General features: G+C 53.6%; 12 protein-coding genes. 10 read left to right on the top strand and 2 right to left on the bottom strand.

What is annotated here, in order from left to right; translation table 11 throughout:
• Positions 1-108 precede the first annotated feature (108 nt).
• From IPM58_16695 to ychF, 8 genes are all read left to right on the top strand, one after another.
• The gene (locus tag IPM58_16695) at positions 109-597 is read left to right on the top strand and encodes a hypothetical protein (protein MBK9308674.1); all 489 of its coding nucleotides are present in this window, start codon (positions 109-111) and stop codon (positions 595-597) included.
• A 90-nt stretch (positions 598-687) separates the two neighbouring features.
• On the top strand, positions 688-1803 hold the full coding sequence (locus IPM58_16690) for a PAS domain S-box protein (GenBank protein MBK9308673.1): 1116 nt from the start codon (positions 688-690) through the stop codon (positions 1801-1803).
• On the top strand, positions 1788-3173 hold the full coding sequence (locus IPM58_16685) for a sigma-54-dependent Fis family transcriptional regulator (protein MBK9308672.1): 1386 nt from the start codon (positions 1788-1790) through the stop codon (positions 3171-3173). Before IPM58_16690 ends, IPM58_16685 begins: the two co-directional genes overlap by 16 nt.
• Positions 3166-4074, top strand: coding sequence for a 4-(cytidine 5'-diphospho)-2-C-methyl-D-erythritol kinase (gene ispE / locus IPM58_16680; protein ID MBK9308671.1), 909 nt, complete (start codon positions 3166-3168; stop codon positions 4072-4074). The genes IPM58_16685 and ispE overlap by 8 nt, the downstream gene beginning before the upstream one ends.
• 209 nt (positions 4075-4283) lie before the next feature.
• The gene (locus IPM58_16675) at positions 4284-5225 is read left to right on the top strand and encodes a ribose-phosphate pyrophosphokinase (protein ID MBK9308670.1); all 942 of its coding nucleotides are present in this window, start codon (positions 4284-4286) and stop codon (positions 5223-5225) included.
• 51 nt (positions 5226-5276) lie between these two features.
• On the top strand, positions 5277-6041 hold the full coding sequence (locus IPM58_16670; protein ID MBK9308669.1) for a 50S ribosomal protein L25: 765 nt from the start codon (positions 5277-5279) through the stop codon (positions 6039-6041).
• A 2-nt stretch (positions 6042-6043) separates the two neighbouring features.
• Complete coding sequence (locus tag IPM58_16665; protein MBK9308668.1) at positions 6044-6637, top strand: aminoacyl-tRNA hydrolase; 594 nt, start codon at positions 6044-6046, stop codon at positions 6635-6637.
• Positions 6637-7728: a redox-regulated ATPase YchF gene (ychF, locus tag IPM58_16660; GenBank protein ID MBK9308667.1), complete on the top strand. Its 1092-nt coding sequence runs from the start codon at positions 6637-6639 to the stop codon at positions 7726-7728. The genes IPM58_16665 and ychF overlap by 1 nt, the downstream gene beginning before the upstream one ends.
• Before the next feature lie 114 nt (positions 7729-7842).
• Here the strand turns inward: ychF and IPM58_16655 are convergent, their stop codons facing one another.
• Together IPM58_16655 and IPM58_16650 are read right to left on the bottom strand one after the other, a co-directional pair.
• Positions 7843-8196 (bottom strand): PilZ domain-containing protein, encoded by a 354-nt coding sequence (locus IPM58_16655; protein ID MBK9308666.1) that lies wholly within the window; start codon positions 8194-8196, stop codon positions 7843-7845.
• Between the two features lie 144 nt (positions 8197-8340).
• Positions 8341-9933 carry a hypothetical protein gene (locus IPM58_16650; GenBank protein ID MBK9308665.1) on the bottom strand — a complete coding sequence of 531 codons (1593 nt, stop codon included), beginning with the start codon at positions 9931-9933 and terminating at the stop codon, positions 8341-8343.
• A gap of 1054 nt (positions 9934-10987) precedes the next feature.
• Between IPM58_16650 and IPM58_16645 the strand changes: the two genes are divergently transcribed.
• Complete coding sequence (locus IPM58_16645; protein ID MBK9308664.1) at positions 10988-15220, top strand: hypothetical protein; 4233 nt, start codon at positions 10988-10990, stop codon at positions 15218-15220.
• Positions 15221-15328: 108 nt separating this feature from the next.
• The gene (locus IPM58_16640; GenBank protein MBK9308663.1) at positions 15329-16813 is read left to right on the top strand and encodes an amidohydrolase family protein; all 1485 of its coding nucleotides are present in this window, start codon (positions 15329-15331) and stop codon (positions 16811-16813) included.
• Positions 16814-16952 lie beyond the last annotated feature (139 nt).

The following is a 16952-nucleotide window of genomic DNA, read 5'->3' as shown; positions in this document are numbered from 1 at the left end:
GTATCAATCAGCCTCCTTCCTCGACATGCGTCCGCTTGATGGCACCACTGAAAGTGGAAGCCGCTCATGAGAAGGATCGAACCTAGCAGCTAGCTGGAGTCGGATGCCGTGGGGGATATCAAAACCAGAATCTATTGGTTGATGGGGTGGCGAGTCGTCATTGTGACTTTGCTATTGGGACTCTCCCTCGCCTTCCAGGTAACCAAAGGTGAGCGGGTCGAGACGTTCTATGCCTTGATTGTGTTCACCTATGCGGTGACCATTGTCTATGCGCTTGCGATCAGGAAGCTGACCAATTCGGAGATCCTGGTCCAATTTGCGTGGGCTCAGATCGTGATCGATTTCTTGCTCGAGACGATCTTAATCGCACGGACGGGCGGAATCGAAAGTCCGTTTGCTGTCCTGTATGTCATCAGCGTGACGGTCGCCAGCCTTGTCCCACGGCGGCGTGTGGGCTTACTCACGGCGAGTCTCTGCATCATCCTATTTGGGATTTTAACGAATGTACAGCTCTATGGACTGGCTGAGGTATGGGGATGGCTGCCGCATACTCGACTTGGTGCTGCTGGAAACGCTTCAGGCCTTCGGGGTCTATAGCTTGGCATTTTTGGTCGTTGGTTTTTAAGCGGTGCGCTTGCCGATCAACTTGGACAGGCCGATCGATCACTGCATGAAAAAGAACAAGGGTTGAGCCGCCTACGGGCCTTCCACGAAAATATCGTGCACAGTATCAGCAGCGGGGTGTTCACGACGGATGAAAATGGTCGGATTACGTCGTTCAATCCTGCCGCACAGGAGGCCACCGGCTATGATTTTGGACAAGTCCAGGGTCGTCCTTGGCGAGAGGTGTTTGATTGGCATCCCAGTCAGTTAGACCATGATCATACGCCTGATGTTTCGGTCAATACACGATTTGACGTGGAGTGCAAGCGGTCTGACGGCAATCGATTGATCTTGGGGATGACACTCGGACCGTTGCACGAACAAGGGGAGCAAAAAGGATTGGTGGGAGTGTTCAAAGATCTTACACAGATACGTGATCTGGAAGAGGAAATGCGTCGCAAACAATGGCTTGCCAGCCTAGGGGAAATGTCGGCAGGCATGGCGCATGAAATTCGCAACCCGCTAGGTGCGCTTGCTGGCGCGATGCAAATGCTCGGAAAGGATCTCCAGGCGGATGAGACCAGTCAGCGATTGATGGACATCGCCATTCGGGAAGCGACGAGGTTGGATGCGATTATCACCGAGTTTCTTCAGTATGCGAGACCGCCAGCACTCAATCTAGCGGAGCACGATTTAAACAAAGTCCTTGCTGAGACCCTCGATCTGGTACAACATGAAGCAGGGAGTCGCAGGGGTATTTCTATTAGGGCCGTCCCCTGTGCCGAGGCATTGTGGGCCCAGGTTGATCAGGATCAAATGAAACAGGTGTTCTGGAACTTGGCGGTCAATGCGTTCGACGCCATGCCATCCGGAGGCGAGCTCTCGATCACAGCTGGACGGAGAACAGTCGATGTCGGAGGGGACAAGGTCGACGTGATTGAAGTCTCATTTCATGACACCGGCGAAGGGATTCCAAAGAACACTCTCAACAAAATCTTTCTTCCCTTCTTTACCACCAAGCAACGAGGATCCGGATTAGGGTTGGCGGCCGTGCATCGTATTGTCGACCTTCATGGAGGGTGGATCAAAGTAGAGAGCCAAGAAGGTCGGGGGACAACATTCGGAGTGTGTCTGCCTCGCACGGCGGATGCTGGGGTACGTCTATGGCATGAAGGTAGGGAACCGTGGAAAAGATCCTAGTCGTCGATGACGAACCAAGCTTGCGTGAAGTTTTGAGCATCATGCTCAAGCGGGCGGGGTACTCCGTCACCAGCGTGACGGATGGAGAGAAAGCGATCGAGCTCGTACAGAAAGAGATTTTTGATCTCGTGATTACCGATCTCCGGATGCCCAAGATCGATGGGATGGAGGTGCTCAAAGCGGTGAAATCTGCCTCGCCGGAGACCGTTGTTCTCATCATCACGGCGTTTGCGACGGCCGATTCTGCCGTCGAAGCGATGAAGCATGGTGCCTATGATTATTTGACGAAACCGTTCCAGGTCGATGAGGTTCAGCTGATCATCCGGAACGCATTAGAAAAACGACGGCTTACGACCGAAAACATACTGCTGAAGCGTGAAATGGCCAGTCAATCCTCCTTTGCACAGTTGGTGGGCCAAAGCGAGGCGATGCAGAAGGTCTTCGACGTTGTGCGTAAAGTCGCCGATTCCAAAAGCAATGTGTTGATTTGTGGTGAAAGTGGCACGGGAAAAGAATTAGTCGCACGCGCCATTCACTACAACAGCGTGAGAAGTACCCTTCCGTTTGTGGCTGTGAATTGTAGCGCGGTGCCTGAAACTCTGCTGGAAAGCGAGCTGTTCGGGCATATGAAGGGATCGTTCACAGGAGCCATCTCCAACAAAGCGGGCCTGTTCGAAATCGCGGATGGGGGTACCATCTTTCTTGACGAGATTGGCGATACGACTCCCACGATTCAAGTGAAGCTGTTGCGGGTCATCCAAGAACGTGAATTTCGACGAGTGGGCGGCAATCAGGACATCAAGGTCGATGTGCGCATTGTTGCGGCGACGAATAAAGATTTGGAAAAAGCGGTCGCGGATGGGTCATTCCGGGAGGATCTCTACTACCGACTGGACGTGATTCCTATCCGGCTCCCTCCGTTGCGGATGCGAACCGGCGATATTCCACTGCTGGTCAATCACTTTCTCGACAGATTTTCAAAGGAGAGCGGTAAGTCTAGGCCTGTCATCAGCGCAGAGGCCATGCACGTGCTCCTAGAACACGAATGGCGGGGCAATGTTCGAGAGCTGGAGAATTTGATCGAACGCGTGGTCGCTTTTTCCACTGAAGGGCCGGTTGCCGAGGTTGACGTGCGCGGATGGCTCCACCGGCCCACGACGCCATCGCAAGCGTCCGTCATGCCGCTCGATCTGACTGACGAAGGAGTGGATCTTGAAGGTCTGATCAACGGTATTGAGAAGGACCTGTTACTCAAAGCGCTGGAGCGATCAAAATGGGTCAAAAAGAAAGCTGCCCGCATGCTCCGTCTGAACACGAGATCGTTTCGGTATCGTCTGGAAAAGTATGCTATAAAAGGAGGTCGTGACTAGCCCTACTCCTGACGCTGGTGTTCCGCCAGCCCACGTTACCGTTTCCGCACCTGCCAAGATTAACCTCGTCCTCCGTATTCTCGACCGTCGACCGGATGGCTACCACAACCTGTGGTCCCTGATGCAAACTGTAAAATTAGAAGACGAGCTTTCAATTTCCATCAATCATAGCCACTCAGCCATCAACCTGTGCTGTGACGATCCGTCATTGAAGACGGATCGTTCCAACCTTGTGTCTCGTGCGGCAGCAGCGGTTCTTGAGCGGAGCAGACAAGTCGTGGGATTGGATATTGTCCTCACCAAGCGAATCCCGATGGGGGCCGGCCTCGGTGGAGGCAGCAGCGATGCAGCGGCTACGATCCTGGGGCTGAATCGGATCTTGGGGTTGAGGTGGCCGAAAGAACTGATGGCGCAAGTTGGGCAAACGCTGGGAAGCGATGTACCGTTCTTCTCGTTCGCTCCCTCCGCGACGGTGGCTGGACGAGGAGAACAAGTAATGCCGGTCCGCATCATGGATAGGCGATGGGTCGTTTTGGTCAACCCGGGTTTCCCAATCGAGACCAAATGGGCGTATCAGCAACTCTCGGAGAGCCGAACCTGTGTGGTTCCGGTGTCTCGTTCACACATGGCGCTGGAGACCTCTCCCGAGCTCAACTGGAAACAGGTGCTGGAAATAGCGGAGAATGACTTTGAGATACCGGTATTCAAGGCCTACCCACTCCTCCGTGATATCAAGCAGCAGCTCATAACTCAAGGGGCTGAGGGTGCGCTACTTTCCGGCAGTGGAGCGACCGTATTTGGTGTCTTTTCTACCGAGGCCGGAGCTCGTTCTGCCCAAGTCTGCTTTTTGAATGAACAGACGTTCAAAGTCTTTGTGGCGGAAACCTGCACCGGTTCATAGCCGATCGGTGCCGAGCTGCCAGCTGGCTGTTTGTTGACAGGAGCCCAGGATTTCCGATACATTTTCACTCTTTGAGTGGCTTCCTCAGTAGTGTGTGCAGCAAACGAGAGACAAAGGCTTCCCAAAGCCACGGTCGCTCACCGCACAAGAACCACTAGAGAATCCAGCACGTTACACAAATGACTGGTCTGTAGTTCACGGAAGTTGTCATGAATAGAGAACTGAAAGTTTTCTCTGGCAACGCAAATCTTGCGCTTGCCCATGAAATTTGCGCGTATCTGGGGCAGAAGCTGGGTGAGGCGACCGTCTCCTCATTCAGCGACGGAGAGGTCAGGGTCAAGATCGATGAAAATGTGCGCGGGGCCGATGTGTTCGTGGTCCAGTCGTGCTGTCAGCCGGTGAACGATTCGTTGATGGAATTGTTGATCATTGTCGATGCGTTGAAACGTTCGTCGGCCAACCGTATCACTGCTGTCATCCCCTATTTCGGATATGCTCGTCAGGACCGAAAAGATCAACCTCGTGTTCCAATTACCGCGAAGTTAGTCGCAGATTTGATCACCACAGCTGGAGCTGATCGTGTATTGTCGATGGATCTTCATGCTGGACAAATCCAAGGGTTTTTCAATGTGCCGGTCGATCATTTGTATGCGCTACCTGTTCTGTTGGACTACATTGTCAAGAAACAAATTCCGGACTTGGTTGTTGTCTCGCCCGATGCGGGTGGTGTGGAACGGGCACGGGCGTTCGCGAAGCGTCTTCAAGCCAACTTAGCGATTATTGATAAGCGGCGCGAAGGTCCGAATCAGGCCCAGATCATGAATATTATCGGTGACGTGCAAGGCAAGAGCGTATTGCTTCTGGATGACATGATCGATACGGCAGGTACGATTGTTCAGGGTGCTCAGGCCTGCCTTGATCATGGGGCCAGAGAGGTGATTACGGCCTGTACCCATGCGGTGCTATCAGGTCCAGCGCTCGATCGCTTACAAGCGTCGAGCCTTTCCGAAGTAGTGATCACCAACACCATCCCGATGCGAGGGAAGGAGCTGGTGTGTCCGAAGTTGCATCAATTGTCGGTCGCGCCTCTGCTGGGTGAAGCCATCAGGCGCATTCACGAAGATGAGTCCGTGAGTTCACTATTTGCCTAGGTAAGTCTGTATTGGATATGGCGTCAGCAGTCGAGGAGACGGAGGAATCACATGAAATTCGATTTGACGGTAGCAATGAGAGAAGGAACGGGTAAAGGGGCGGCACGGTCGATGCGCCGGGCGGGGAAAATACCGGCTGTGCTGTACGGCCAAGGGGATTGTCTCTTGCTGACCGTACAACCTAAAGAATTAGAAAAAATTCTAAAGTCCCATGCGGGCAGTACCGCGTTGATTTCGCTCACTGTCGACGGTGCCAAGTCCAACCCGAATCGCACGGCACTCTTGCGTGACTATCAAGTGGACCCGGTGACCGGGGCTTTGCTGCATGCGGATCTCTTTGAAATTTCCATGGCCAAGCCGATTCGTGTAAAAGTCCCGATCAAAGTGGTTGGTTCCGTTCCTGCAGGTGTGAAGGAAGGTGGTGTTTTGCACCACAACATGCGCGACGTGCATGTTGAATGTCTTCCTGCAGTTCTGCCTGACCTGGTTGAAGTCGATGCCTCTGCGTTGACTATTGGTACTGGCATCCATGTGAAGGAACTCGTAGCGCTTGAAGGGGTCCGATTCATGGATGAGCCCGACCAAATGGTCGTGAGTGTGGCCGCGCCGATGACGGATGCCAAACTCGAAGCCTTACTCTCGAGCACACCGGGCGCAGCAGGGGAGCCAGAAGTTCTGGCAAAGGGCAAGGAAGGAGTTGCTGGTGCTGAAGGGGCGGATGCCGCCAAATCCGGGGCGGCCGCTAAAACCAGTGCAGCAGCGCCTGCCGCTGATACCAAGGGCGGTGACAAGAAAGAAGCTGAAAAGAAGAAGTAACGTTGCATCTTCTGGTTGGACTGGGCAATCCGGGGAAAGCATACGCTCAGACACGCCACAATGCCGGCATGTGGGTCATCGAACGGGCTGCCGCTCGATGGTCCATTCACCTCTCAGCACGAGGCTCCGGCCTACGAGGGGCCGGGCGACTCGGAAGAGAACTCGTCGAGCTGGCAGGCCTGCTCGATTGGATGAACGTGACCGGCCCTCCGCTGAAAGGCCTCCTACGAGAATTCTCGCTGTCGCTGGGCGAGCTCATTGTCGTGCATGACGATCTCGATTTAGAGCCAGGGCGGGTCCGTATCAAACTCGCTGGCGGTCACGGTGGTCATAACGGAATCAAATCCATCATCGAAGCGTTCGGGACCCCACAATTCGTACGGGTGAAGATCGGGATCGGACGGCCTGCTCCCGGTCAGGACACCGCCGACTTTGTCTTACAACCTGTGACGAAGGATGAGAGAGCCGTCATTGATCCGTGTTTGGAGCGAGCCGTCGATGTGCTCGAAAGTTTAATTCATCGTGGGCCAGAGGCAACCATGAATCAGTTTCATGTCAGAGAAAAGGTGGTTGACGAAAGAGAGGATAAGACCTAATGGGTTTGTGTTGCGGTATGATCGGTCTCCCGAATGTTGGCAAGACGACCGTATTCAATGCATTGACAGGCGGAGGTGCCCTGGCGGCCAACTATCCGTTCGCCACCGTCGATCCAAACATGGGAATTGTGCTAGTGCCTGACCCTCGCCTGGTCAAACTGACTCAAACCTTTACTTCGAAAAAGACCACCTATAGCACATTGGAAGTGAGAGACATCGCTGGATTGGTTGAAGGGGCCAGCAAGGGGGAAGGGCTGGGGAATCAATTTCTCGGACATATCCGTGAAGTGGATGCGTTGCTTCATGTGGTTCGTTGTTTCCAAGGGACAGATGTCGTCCATGTCAGTGGGGGAATTGATCCCCTCCGTGACATCGGCGTGATCGAAACCGAGCTCATGTTGTCCGATCTGGAGACGCTCGATCGACGGAGGCAGAAAACTGAAAAGAAAGTTAGGGCCGGGGATAAGAAGGCCGCGTTTGAAGTGGAGTTTCTCGCCAAGCTCATCGGGTGGCTCGACAAAGGCGAGTGGTTAGGCAACCGGGAATACTCGACGGAAGAACGGGTGATTCTCAACGAATGTCAGTTGCTCTCGGCTAAGCCAGTTCTTTTTGTTGCCAACGTGTCCGAAGGTAGAAGTGCCGATGAAGCCATGGTCCAAACTGTGTGCGAGTTTGCAGCCAAACGAAGAGCAAGAGTCGTTACCATTTGTGGGCAACTCGAAGCAGAGCTATCGTCGTTGGCCGAGACCGAGCGAGTCGATTTTCTCAAAGAAATGGGTTTGACGGAATCCGGCCTTCTCCGACTGACGCGCGAAGCCTATACCTTGCTGGATCTGGTTACTTTCTTTACCGCCGGAGAGACTGAATCTCGTGCCTGGCCGATACCCAGAGACACCAAGGCCCCACAAGCGGCAGGGAAAATCCACTCCGATATGGAACGCGGCTTCATCCGTGCCGAAGTCTATCACTACAATGATTTGCTGGCATGTGGATCTGAAGCGAAAGTGAAGGAAAAGGGGCTTTTCCGACTAGAAGGCAAAGACTACGTCATCAAAGAAGCAGATATTGTGTACTTTAGGTTTAACGTCTAGTCTCTTTGAGGCGATCAAGCTCAACCCACCAATTGACCGATCCCTTCTTCCTGTCCTATCTGTTACGGCAAGTGAAAATCCAACAGGGTCAAAAACGACGGTTGATTTCGCGCATCAGACTGATGCGGGAATCAGGTTTAGCTCGAGAGGGAATTGTTCAGATACCACTCGATCCAATCGATGTCGGGTGATCGCTGGTAGTCGAATAAACTCAACACCGAAAGTATTTTTGTGAACCCAACGGATCTTCCCCAATTCGATGAACAGAGAGGATGTGGGGTCTGGCAAGATAACGCTCAGCTTCACGTAGCTTCCTGTGAGAACCGTCCACTCACAGGTCACAGAACAACCGGAAAGAGAAAGGTTGGAAACGACGCCTTCCCCCACAAACGGGGCGCCTCCAAATATCACAGGATATGCCACGGGAAGCCGACGATGGATTCGCCAATTGACCGTTGTATCTATCATTCCTAGGCCCTCCGTAGACTCGGAGTTTATACAGGCGGTGGACATGGTGCCATTCCTCATAGGAGGGGCCGCTGGCATACCACCTCCTGGTTGTGGAGGACGCTCGCTAGGTTTTTTAGGCTGACTTTCGTTGCCCGGAGTATGTTAGGGCCTGACGTTAGTTGCGTCAGGTGGGGGAGGAGGGACAGTCGAGGGGAGCTCTAATCGCTCTAGGATATCCTGTTTAAGTTTGGTGGGCTCTTCAATACGGTTATCACGCTGGAGCGAATTGACATCCTTGGCCTTTCGCGCGTTCAACTCGATCATATCAGCCTCATCTCGAACGAGATGTGGAGTGAGAAAGACAAGGAGGTTGAGCTTCTCAACTTGACGACTTTGAGATTTAAAAAACCATCCAAGCCAAGGGATGTCACCCAACAGAGGAACTTTTCTCTCACTGAGGGTAATATTGTCACGCACGAGCCCACCTATCACGAGGGTCTGTTGATCTTGGGCAACCGTAGTTGTTTCCATCGATCGCTTCGTGGTTGTGGGGCCGACTGGGATGCTTGCTGTTCCTGATCCGATCGTTTGAGCCACATTTTCCGCGATAGCTGTAATCTCCTGCTTGATTTCGAGCCGAATCAGATCGTCTTCAAGTACCTGCGGGGTCAACTCCAATGTCACTCCAACGTCTTTCCGTTCAATGGTTACGAGGGTTCCACCCGTGATGCCTTGGGCTTGCCCGGTCGGAAATGGTCGATTTTCTCCGACAACGATTTTGGCCTTTTGATTATCCGCGGCTAAGACTTGAGGTGTCGAAAGGATATTTGTGTCCGTGAGGTTCATCAACAAGTTCATGAAAGCGCGAATATTGAGCGTGTTTAGCACCGTGGTTGCACCACCACTGGCTCCGCCTGCTGCAACACCACTGATTGCCTGGGCCACGGTTGCAAGGTCTTCCGGCGCTCGATTAAATCCCCCGATCCCCTGTATAAACCCATCTTTACCTGCGCCAAGAACCTGAGCTGGGTCAGTGCCGATTTGTCGCAGCCGGTCGACTTGAACCTCCAAGATGACGGCTTCCACGAAGACCTGTTTACGCCGGATATCTAAATCATGAATTACTGATCGGAGATGGCTCCAGGCGACCTTGGTCGAACTAATGATGACCGAGTTGGTTGCCTTATCGGCAAACACTTGGACAGGGGCTTCGAATTCCGTCAGAGGCCTGATCGGCGGCCGAGTGCCGGGAGTGATTTGTGCCACGGTCTGCGATCGCGCCACCAGATTGGTCAGTACGGCGGCCAGGTCTGTTGCATTGGCATGTCTGAGTTTATAGACGAACACACCACGTTCCGGCGGAAGATCACCCATCGGTACAACTTGGTAGAGATTATCGCCTTTGGGGACCACAGCCATCCGAGCTGCTTCTAACGCGGCCACAAACATGTTGAACGCCTGTTCCGAGGAAACCTTACTCGGGGAGAAAACCGAGATCTTTCCACCTTGCTTCTTAATTGTCTCGTCTAAGACGAAGTTTTTCCCGGTGAGCTCGCTGATAAAGCGAACGAAAACAGGGATCTCCACGTCGTTAAAGTCGAGTGCCACTTTAACCGGTTGGGCTGCCCAGACCTGCGAGAACCCAATAGGACATAATGGAGACAGGACGAAAGAGAGGAGAGCGAACCCAGCTAAGCCGAGCCGAAGCCGACCGTGAGGTCTCGATGACTGCTCAAAGCTTAATGGGTATCGCACGATGGACTTGTAATTCCGTGGTGTTGCTAATCTTTGGATATGTGCATTTGACGGTACCATAGGGAGATTGAAAGACACAACCAGGATAAAGGTTTTTGAATGAAATCCGGGAGGATCGGCGTTCCAAAGCTTCGGTTACCGTCATACACGTTCTGGCCGGTGGTCGTGCCAGACCCGTACCCTACTTCTCCATCTGAGCTTCAACTCAGCATATCAGCGGGGGGAATTATTCAGTCTAGGAGAAGGCGGAAAGCCGTTAAATACTTCCGCAAAAAGACCGATAGGGAAGGGGGGATGTGAAGAAGAGGGCAGGCGTGGATCACGGGATCGTACACGATAAGATTTGGGTGTTCGCTCAACAATTACTCAACGAGGCGAAAGGCGACCCTGTACGTGCCTTGGGACTTCTCGTGCTCGTATTAGACGGTCCAGAGGTGCTGTCATCAGAGCATGCTTGGCGTCTTGTGGCTGAGGTACGCCGTGTTCTGATACCTGAGACCACGGGGGAATCCTCTGTACCCATTCAGCATCTGGTTGGTCCCGTGTCCTGGGAAGGGGAGCAACGATGCCTCCGTTGCGGAAGGGTGTTGAGTAAGCAGAGCCCAGGGTCTGTGGTATCACTCCCGTCTGGGTATATATTCGAAATCGGATCACGGTTGACTTCCGAGCCGTGTGAAAACTACCGAGTTTGCAGCTAGAGGCTTGCGCACTACCTCGGTGAGTTTGCCTTCTGCACCGACAGGACGGGGATTGCAGATGAGCAGAGCGATACATCGAATTAAATTCAGGTACTACCCTCACCTGTGGAGGTCGATCGGCGCATTGGATTGTCCATAATTGAGTGCGGGAAGCTCATTCCCTTAGGCCCATTAGTTGACCAAATAATTGATTTATAACAATAAAGTATCATTTTTTACGGAACAGTGCACGGCACTTTGCTTGCAAGATTCTTACAAGTTTCACTCCTTTCAAGCTTCCGACCTTCATAGGGGTGGTGAGTGGGGTTCGGCCCGTCTGTGGGCTTCATCGAGTGGCTATCTGATAAGGTTGTAGCGTGCGTTGGACTAAAAAATCATCCGGCAAATCAGATAAAACTCAGACTGTCCGTAGTCAGAAGCGTGGTGTTGTTGGCTACAGCAAGAAGAGTGCCCTTCTTGAAGAAGCCATCACCCAGATGAATGCGGGCAAGTATGCGCGATCCTCTGCAGTCCTTAAAGAGCTGCTCACTCTCGATGCAGGGAATATGGAGGCGAGGAGGCTGTTTGCCACGCTCCATCTCCGCCTTGGGAGTCTCATTCCAGCACGACAGGCGTTTGACTCACTCATCGACGAAGCCTTTCAACGCCAGGACTACTGGCTGGCGGAATCGTTACTCCGGGAGTATCTAACAGCCGCACATCGGTGTGTTCCCTATTTGGAAAAGCTTGGGCGGATCTATGAGGAGAAGGGAGATACACTGGAGGCCGTCACCGAATACGGCAGGGCCGTCGATATCCTGATCGAAGATCCTGACACCGAAAATTCCCAGCAGGCGTCTCAGCTCTACAAGAAGATTCGAGATCTGGCTCCGGTCAGCCCTGTGGCTTTCCGGCTAGCGTCATTCTTTGATGCCCAAACCGGCGATCTACTGGCTCGCCAGCCTGCCGGAGATTCGGAATCAACCTCGACTTCGGCAACTGATTCGACTGCAGCAACGTCAGCTGGTCCAGCTCACGTTGAACCCATAACTGAACCGATGCCATGGGAACTTCCGAATCCTCAGGAAGTAGCCTCCTCATCTGGCTCTGCACCACTGCCTTTTCCCCCGGCCGCTTCGGATGAAGTTTCCTGGGAGGAACAGCCTTCGACGCAGGAACAAACAGTGCCTGCAGACACACAGTATGCACAGTCAAGGGAAGAGCAGCCTCCCAATGCACAGAATGAAATCTCGGTAGAGAGTCACAACCAAGAAATTGTCACAGTTCTTCCAGAAACAATCATAAATGGTTCTTCCGAGTCGACTGCTCCAGAACATACCTTATCAGAAGTCGCGCTATCGGACTCTGTCGGAGAGATTCCCGTGACGCAGGGGGAAACCGATGAGATTGTGCCGAGAGGCGATGTGGCTACGAGCCAGGAGCCAGAGAGGCTATCGGGGGAGACCTGGGGAGAGCATCGCATCGACGATCCCGGCAGATCGGAAACAGTGGCACTCGGAAACGAGGAGGTTCCAGCGCCGCCTCCAAGTGATACGGCAGCTGATATTCCTGATACCAATATTTCACCTTCCCAGGAGATTGAAAAAGGCCCTGAGTTCACATTCTCGACCGTGGAGCCACCGACTGTCGAAGCGACCGATTTGAGAAATACGGAGACGACCCTTTCGCAACCTGTCGAGACTGAGTCTCAAGAGGCGACTGTTGCAAACCGCTCGGACTCGGATGATGCGGCAATGTCGGGACTAGGACTTGGTGAAACCTCCCAGCCTTGGCTGCAACCAGGATTCTCCTGGGAGGCCACGTTTAGTAGAGCATGGAATTTCGGGAATCAAGATTCGGGGAATACGGTTTCACCTGAACCGAGTTCGCCTGAAAATGATGAGCCTGCAGCTGAAACCCAAGGAGGTCTTACTTCTCAGGATCTACCGCCAGGAAACCAATCTGAAGAGAATCATGAGACGGGTCTGCCGTCCACGGTTCAGGATACCACCTCAACTGGAACATCAATTGCTCCGATGCCATGGGATCAGGTGCAAGACTCGGTAGTATCAATTCCGCCAGCGCAGGTGGACTCTCCTATAGAGGATACATCGGGTCTCACTGTCGCTCAGTCAGATGACACACACGACTCAGATAAGGCGGCAACCGCTGAGGAGTTTGCGGACCAATCGGTGGTACCAACCTCCGCTTCCCATGATCCAGATTCTTTTTCTATCTTTCAAGATTCTGAAACAATCCAGCCACTCGACTCACCTGAACACGTTGATAACGATCATGCGGTTGCTGATGTGGGTGCATCCCAGAGCTCAGGGGCGGCTCAGCTTGAGACAGCTCCCCCAGCGGAAGAGTCATTCTCGCTCGTGCAAGATTCTGAATCGCCTCAACCGCAAGACTCATCGTGTTCGCTTGAGGCCGACTCGGCCGTTCTCGATGTGGGACAGCCTGCCCCATCCAAAGAAGAGGAACCAGTCTTGATAGGGGAGGAGCAGCAAGGCTTGCTTCACGTTTCCCTAGTAGAGGAGGAGCTATCGGTGTCGGAGGTTCCTGCCGGTGATGCCGCCGAGCCATTGTCGGCCGAGGAACCTTTTGGTGAAGAGCGGACACCTACCCAGGGCGAAATACGGCTCGAGAGCGGCGACTTTGTCTTGAGAATAGAAGAGGAATGTACACCGGCAGGTAGTGAGTCTCCAGCTCAGGAGGATTCTATAGAGCCACCCCGGCAAGCTCCACAACAGTCCCAAGAAGTCATCAGTGAGACGATGCACATGGAGCCGAGGCTGCTTCAGTCGGAGTCAGGAGTTCCATCGACTCCACCTGTCGGGCTGGAAATGGAAGAGAGTTCAGCTCTAGAAGATCAGACAGCCACGGAGGAGATCACTGAGCCCAGAACTCCGATTCGCGAGCCGGTAGCGCAGCAGAAAGAATGGCAAGACGCAGGAGCGTCGATTCGCTTTGTCGAGGAGTCGAAAGCTGCTCCCCTTCCTCCCGTGTCCCCTATCCCCACCGAGACGCAAGAAACGAATCGGCCGTTTTCTTCGCCTGTTACTGCTGTTGATAGGCTCTCTGAATCGTCCACAGATTCCAGAAAGACCGAGACGAGACAACGTACAGCAGAGATCGCATCCAATTGGACAGTTGGCTCCATCTTCAGTCCAATCCGCACCGGCCTGGTGGGTTTGGTTTGCGCATGCTTCTCTACGACTCGCTCCATTGTAGCTACCGCAATTGGGTTCATGGTGGTATCTGCCTTGGTTGTCGCATTGGCCATCGGGGCCGTCGCGTTGACATGGGTGATTATGGAGGAGCCGCCGTCCCAAACCTTCCAAAGTTTCACAACCATTCCTCAGCAAACCTTGTCGGACTCCAAAAACAATGGGTATCTGCTCCTGCTCGGAATAGATGCAGCAGAAGGACAAGATCCGGAACAGGGAAGCGGCGCGCCGAGTTCGAATACGGACGGTGGGCAGGCCGCGTTGACGTGCTTTGGCAGTCCGGTGGGTACGGGAGAACAGCCATCTGCATCGGCCGAGGTTATGAAGAAATGGTTTCGTGGACCAGATCCCATCGGTCAATTCAAGTCTCAGCAGGGTACCATCAAAGGGTTGGGGAACGAACATCAGCGCATGCTTGCTCGCTACGGGCGGTGGCAAAAACTACCCTTCGAAGATTGGGGGTATGGGAAGCCCGCCAGCTTACCCTGTGGGACGGTGGTATTTGCACACCAACTCCATGTCGCCGATGGGTTCGGCCAAAACATGGATCAGGGTGTCAGTCGGTTGGAGACGGATATGGAGGCCTGGCGCATCGCGTTAAGCCAGGCGAGAACTCTTCCAATGAAAATGCTGGCCCTGCAGGCGATCAATGACGATATTGCCGTGGCCTCGGGACTGCTGGTTCGGTCGGATTTCGATGGCACACATCTGGGGCGACTAACAAGGTTACTCCGCCCGCTCGATCAAGGAGAGCTGTCCATCCGCTGGCCCATGCAGAACGAGCTGGTGACGGCGTCGAAAACCTATGATGAGCAGCTGAAAACCTCACGAGCGGAAGCCCAAACGGCCTCAACTACGGTGGCCTCACTTCTTCCGTTACCCAAACAGCGCAGATTGAATGAGTACGCGAAGTATTATGAAGCCTCGTACAAGGCGGCCGGCGAAGGGCAATACGGTTCATTGCCCAAGTGGAAGAGCTATATCCAGTTTCCTGCAACCACGTTCATGGACTACTTGACCAATCCGATCGAAAATATAGTGGGTCTCGAGCCACTTCCTCGCTGGGATGAATATAACGGGCTTGTGGTGGATACCGATGCGTATCTCCGGCTGGCGAGTCTACAGGCTTGGCTCCGGCGTGGTCCGGCTGATGGCGATCTTCTTGCCCGTCTCGCCAAAGCTGGGCAGAGCTTTTATGATCCGTACACAGGGCTGCCGATGCTGGTGAATATGAAAAAAGCAGTGTTGTACAGTGTCGGGCATGACGGCAAGGATCAAGATGGAGATCCTGAGTTGGACGTGGCGGTGGAAATCCCGGTTGGTCATGCCGGTCCCGCTACAATCAAGTCAGCGGCTAGATCGTCTAGAGCCAAGTAGTTCGTCACATTGTCTGCGATCTCAGTGAAGTGGCTTCACATCCCTCCGCTTGACAGCGCTTCCGGTATTCCACACAATCACCCCACGATCGTCAGCCGAAGAGGATTCATGGGACATTCCCCAAACCTGTTTACGGATCCCCCTTCTGTGGAAAAAGGCAAGATATTCCCTACGACCATTCCTACCCAGATCGTCTCAAACGAGGAATTTGATCCTCTCTGCCAGACAAACCAGCAGAAGGCCGTTGAGCAATTAGCCGAGGCGATGGTGGCACAAGCAGCGGCGCGGCGAGGGGTCTCTCGGCGAGAATTCCTATGGACGACAGGTTCAATGGCGGCCGGGCTTCTGGCCATGAATGCACTGTTCGGGCGATTCTTTACTGTTGACGCTATTGAACTGTTTGAACCGGCCGCGTTTGCCGCACAGCAGGGAACACCCTACTTCATCTTCGATGTGCAGACCCACTATGTCAGCTCGGGCTACGATCCGTCCGATGCTGAATCCAATCGTAAGGGAGCGGTGTCAAAACAGGCACTGCTTTCCCTGAGAAAGCACATTCGAGAGGCCGGACTCAATCCAGTGTTGGCCGGGGATCGGGGTTCCATTGACGATCTCTCGTGGAAGAATTTTGTCAAGGAAGTGTTTTTGGACAGTGAAACCAGCATCGGTTTAATCAGCACCCCGCCGGGGCCGTATCCACAAGAGGCCGTCGTTCCGCCGAAGGAAATGGCGCATATTCGGGATGAGATCAATCGACTGGCTGGGTCGCAGCGAATGCTGGCGCATGGGCTCATCACACCGCAACTCGGCTCGGCTGACCTAGAATTCATGGCGATGCAGGCTGAGATCCTCAAGGTGGATGCCTGGAAGTGTTATACGGGATCTTGTCCAAAGGGATTTGATAGAGGCTGGCGTATGGATGATGAGGAGATCGCCTATCCGATGTTGGAGCAGGCCCAAAAGCTTGGGGTGAAACGCATCTGTGTCCACAAAGGCCTCCCGCTTGGCCCCGTTCCGGATTACAACCACCCGAGAGATCTCATCAAAGCCGCGAAGGATTTCCCTGAGCTTACCTTTTTGGTGTATCACTCCGGATTTCGTGGAGTGGCCGCAATCGATCAGATATTTGCGAAAACCGGAGAAATCCCCTGGACCACCGAGTTCTGCCGGATGAAGGAACGGGAACCGGGGATCTCAAATATCTACATGGAGCTGGGATCGACGTTTGCGCAATTAGTCACGACCTACCCGCTGATCTGCGCGCATCTACTGGGACAGATCATTCGTGCGTTCGGGGTCAACCATGTGCTGTGGGGAACGGACTCCATCTGGTATGGGACTCCGCAGTGGCAGATCGAAGCGTTCCGGCGATTCCAAATACCCGATCAATTGATCGAGAAGCATCAATATCAGCCCTTGACCAGACAGACCAAAGAATGGATTTTCGGACTGAATGCCGCCAAGATTTTTGAGATCAATATTGAAGCGAAACGGAAGGCGCTTCCTGGCGATGCCCTTGGTCGGCTCAGGATGACCTACTTGGATGAGGGGCCGGAGCCGAGTCGGCGAGTGTATGGATGGGTTGCGGGGTGAGTTAGGCGGAGCAGGTCGTGTCTTCTGCTCGCGCACCGCGCACACAAGTATAATTCTAAAAGTTAGTTGGTGGGAGGTGCTCGGTGCATGCGCGCAATGAGACACGACCTGCTCCGCCTATGGTTATGGTAGAGGTGGT

Source organism: Nitrospira sp. (assembly GCA_016715825.1).
In the GTDB taxonomy this organism is placed as follows: domain Bacteria; phylum Nitrospirota; class Nitrospiria; order Nitrospirales; family Nitrospiraceae; genus Nitrospira_D.
The sequence above is the reverse complement of the archived record's forward strand: the minus strand, read 5'-3'. Positions and strand labels throughout refer to the sequence as shown.

Excerpts from the sequence above, each read along its gene's own strand:
- IPM58_16675 (MBK9308670.1), top strand. The coding sequence starts at position 4,284 with ATGAATAGAGAACTGAAAGTTTTCTCTGGCAACGCAAATCTTGCGCTT.
- IPM58_16670 (MBK9308669.1), top strand. The coding sequence starts at position 5,277 with ATGAAATTCGATTTGACGGTAGCAATGAGAGAAGGAACGGGTAAAGGG.
- ychF (MBK9308667.1), top strand. The coding sequence starts at position 6,637 with ATGGGTTTGTGTTGCGGTATGATCGGTCTCCCGAATGTTGGCAAGACG.
- IPM58_16655 (MBK9308666.1), bottom strand. The coding sequence starts at position 8,196 with ATGATAGATACAACGGTCAATTGGCGAATCCATCGTCGGCTTCCCGTG.
- IPM58_16640 (MBK9308663.1), top strand. The coding sequence starts at position 15,329 with ATGGGACATTCCCCAAACCTGTTTACGGATCCCCCTTCTGTGGAAAAA.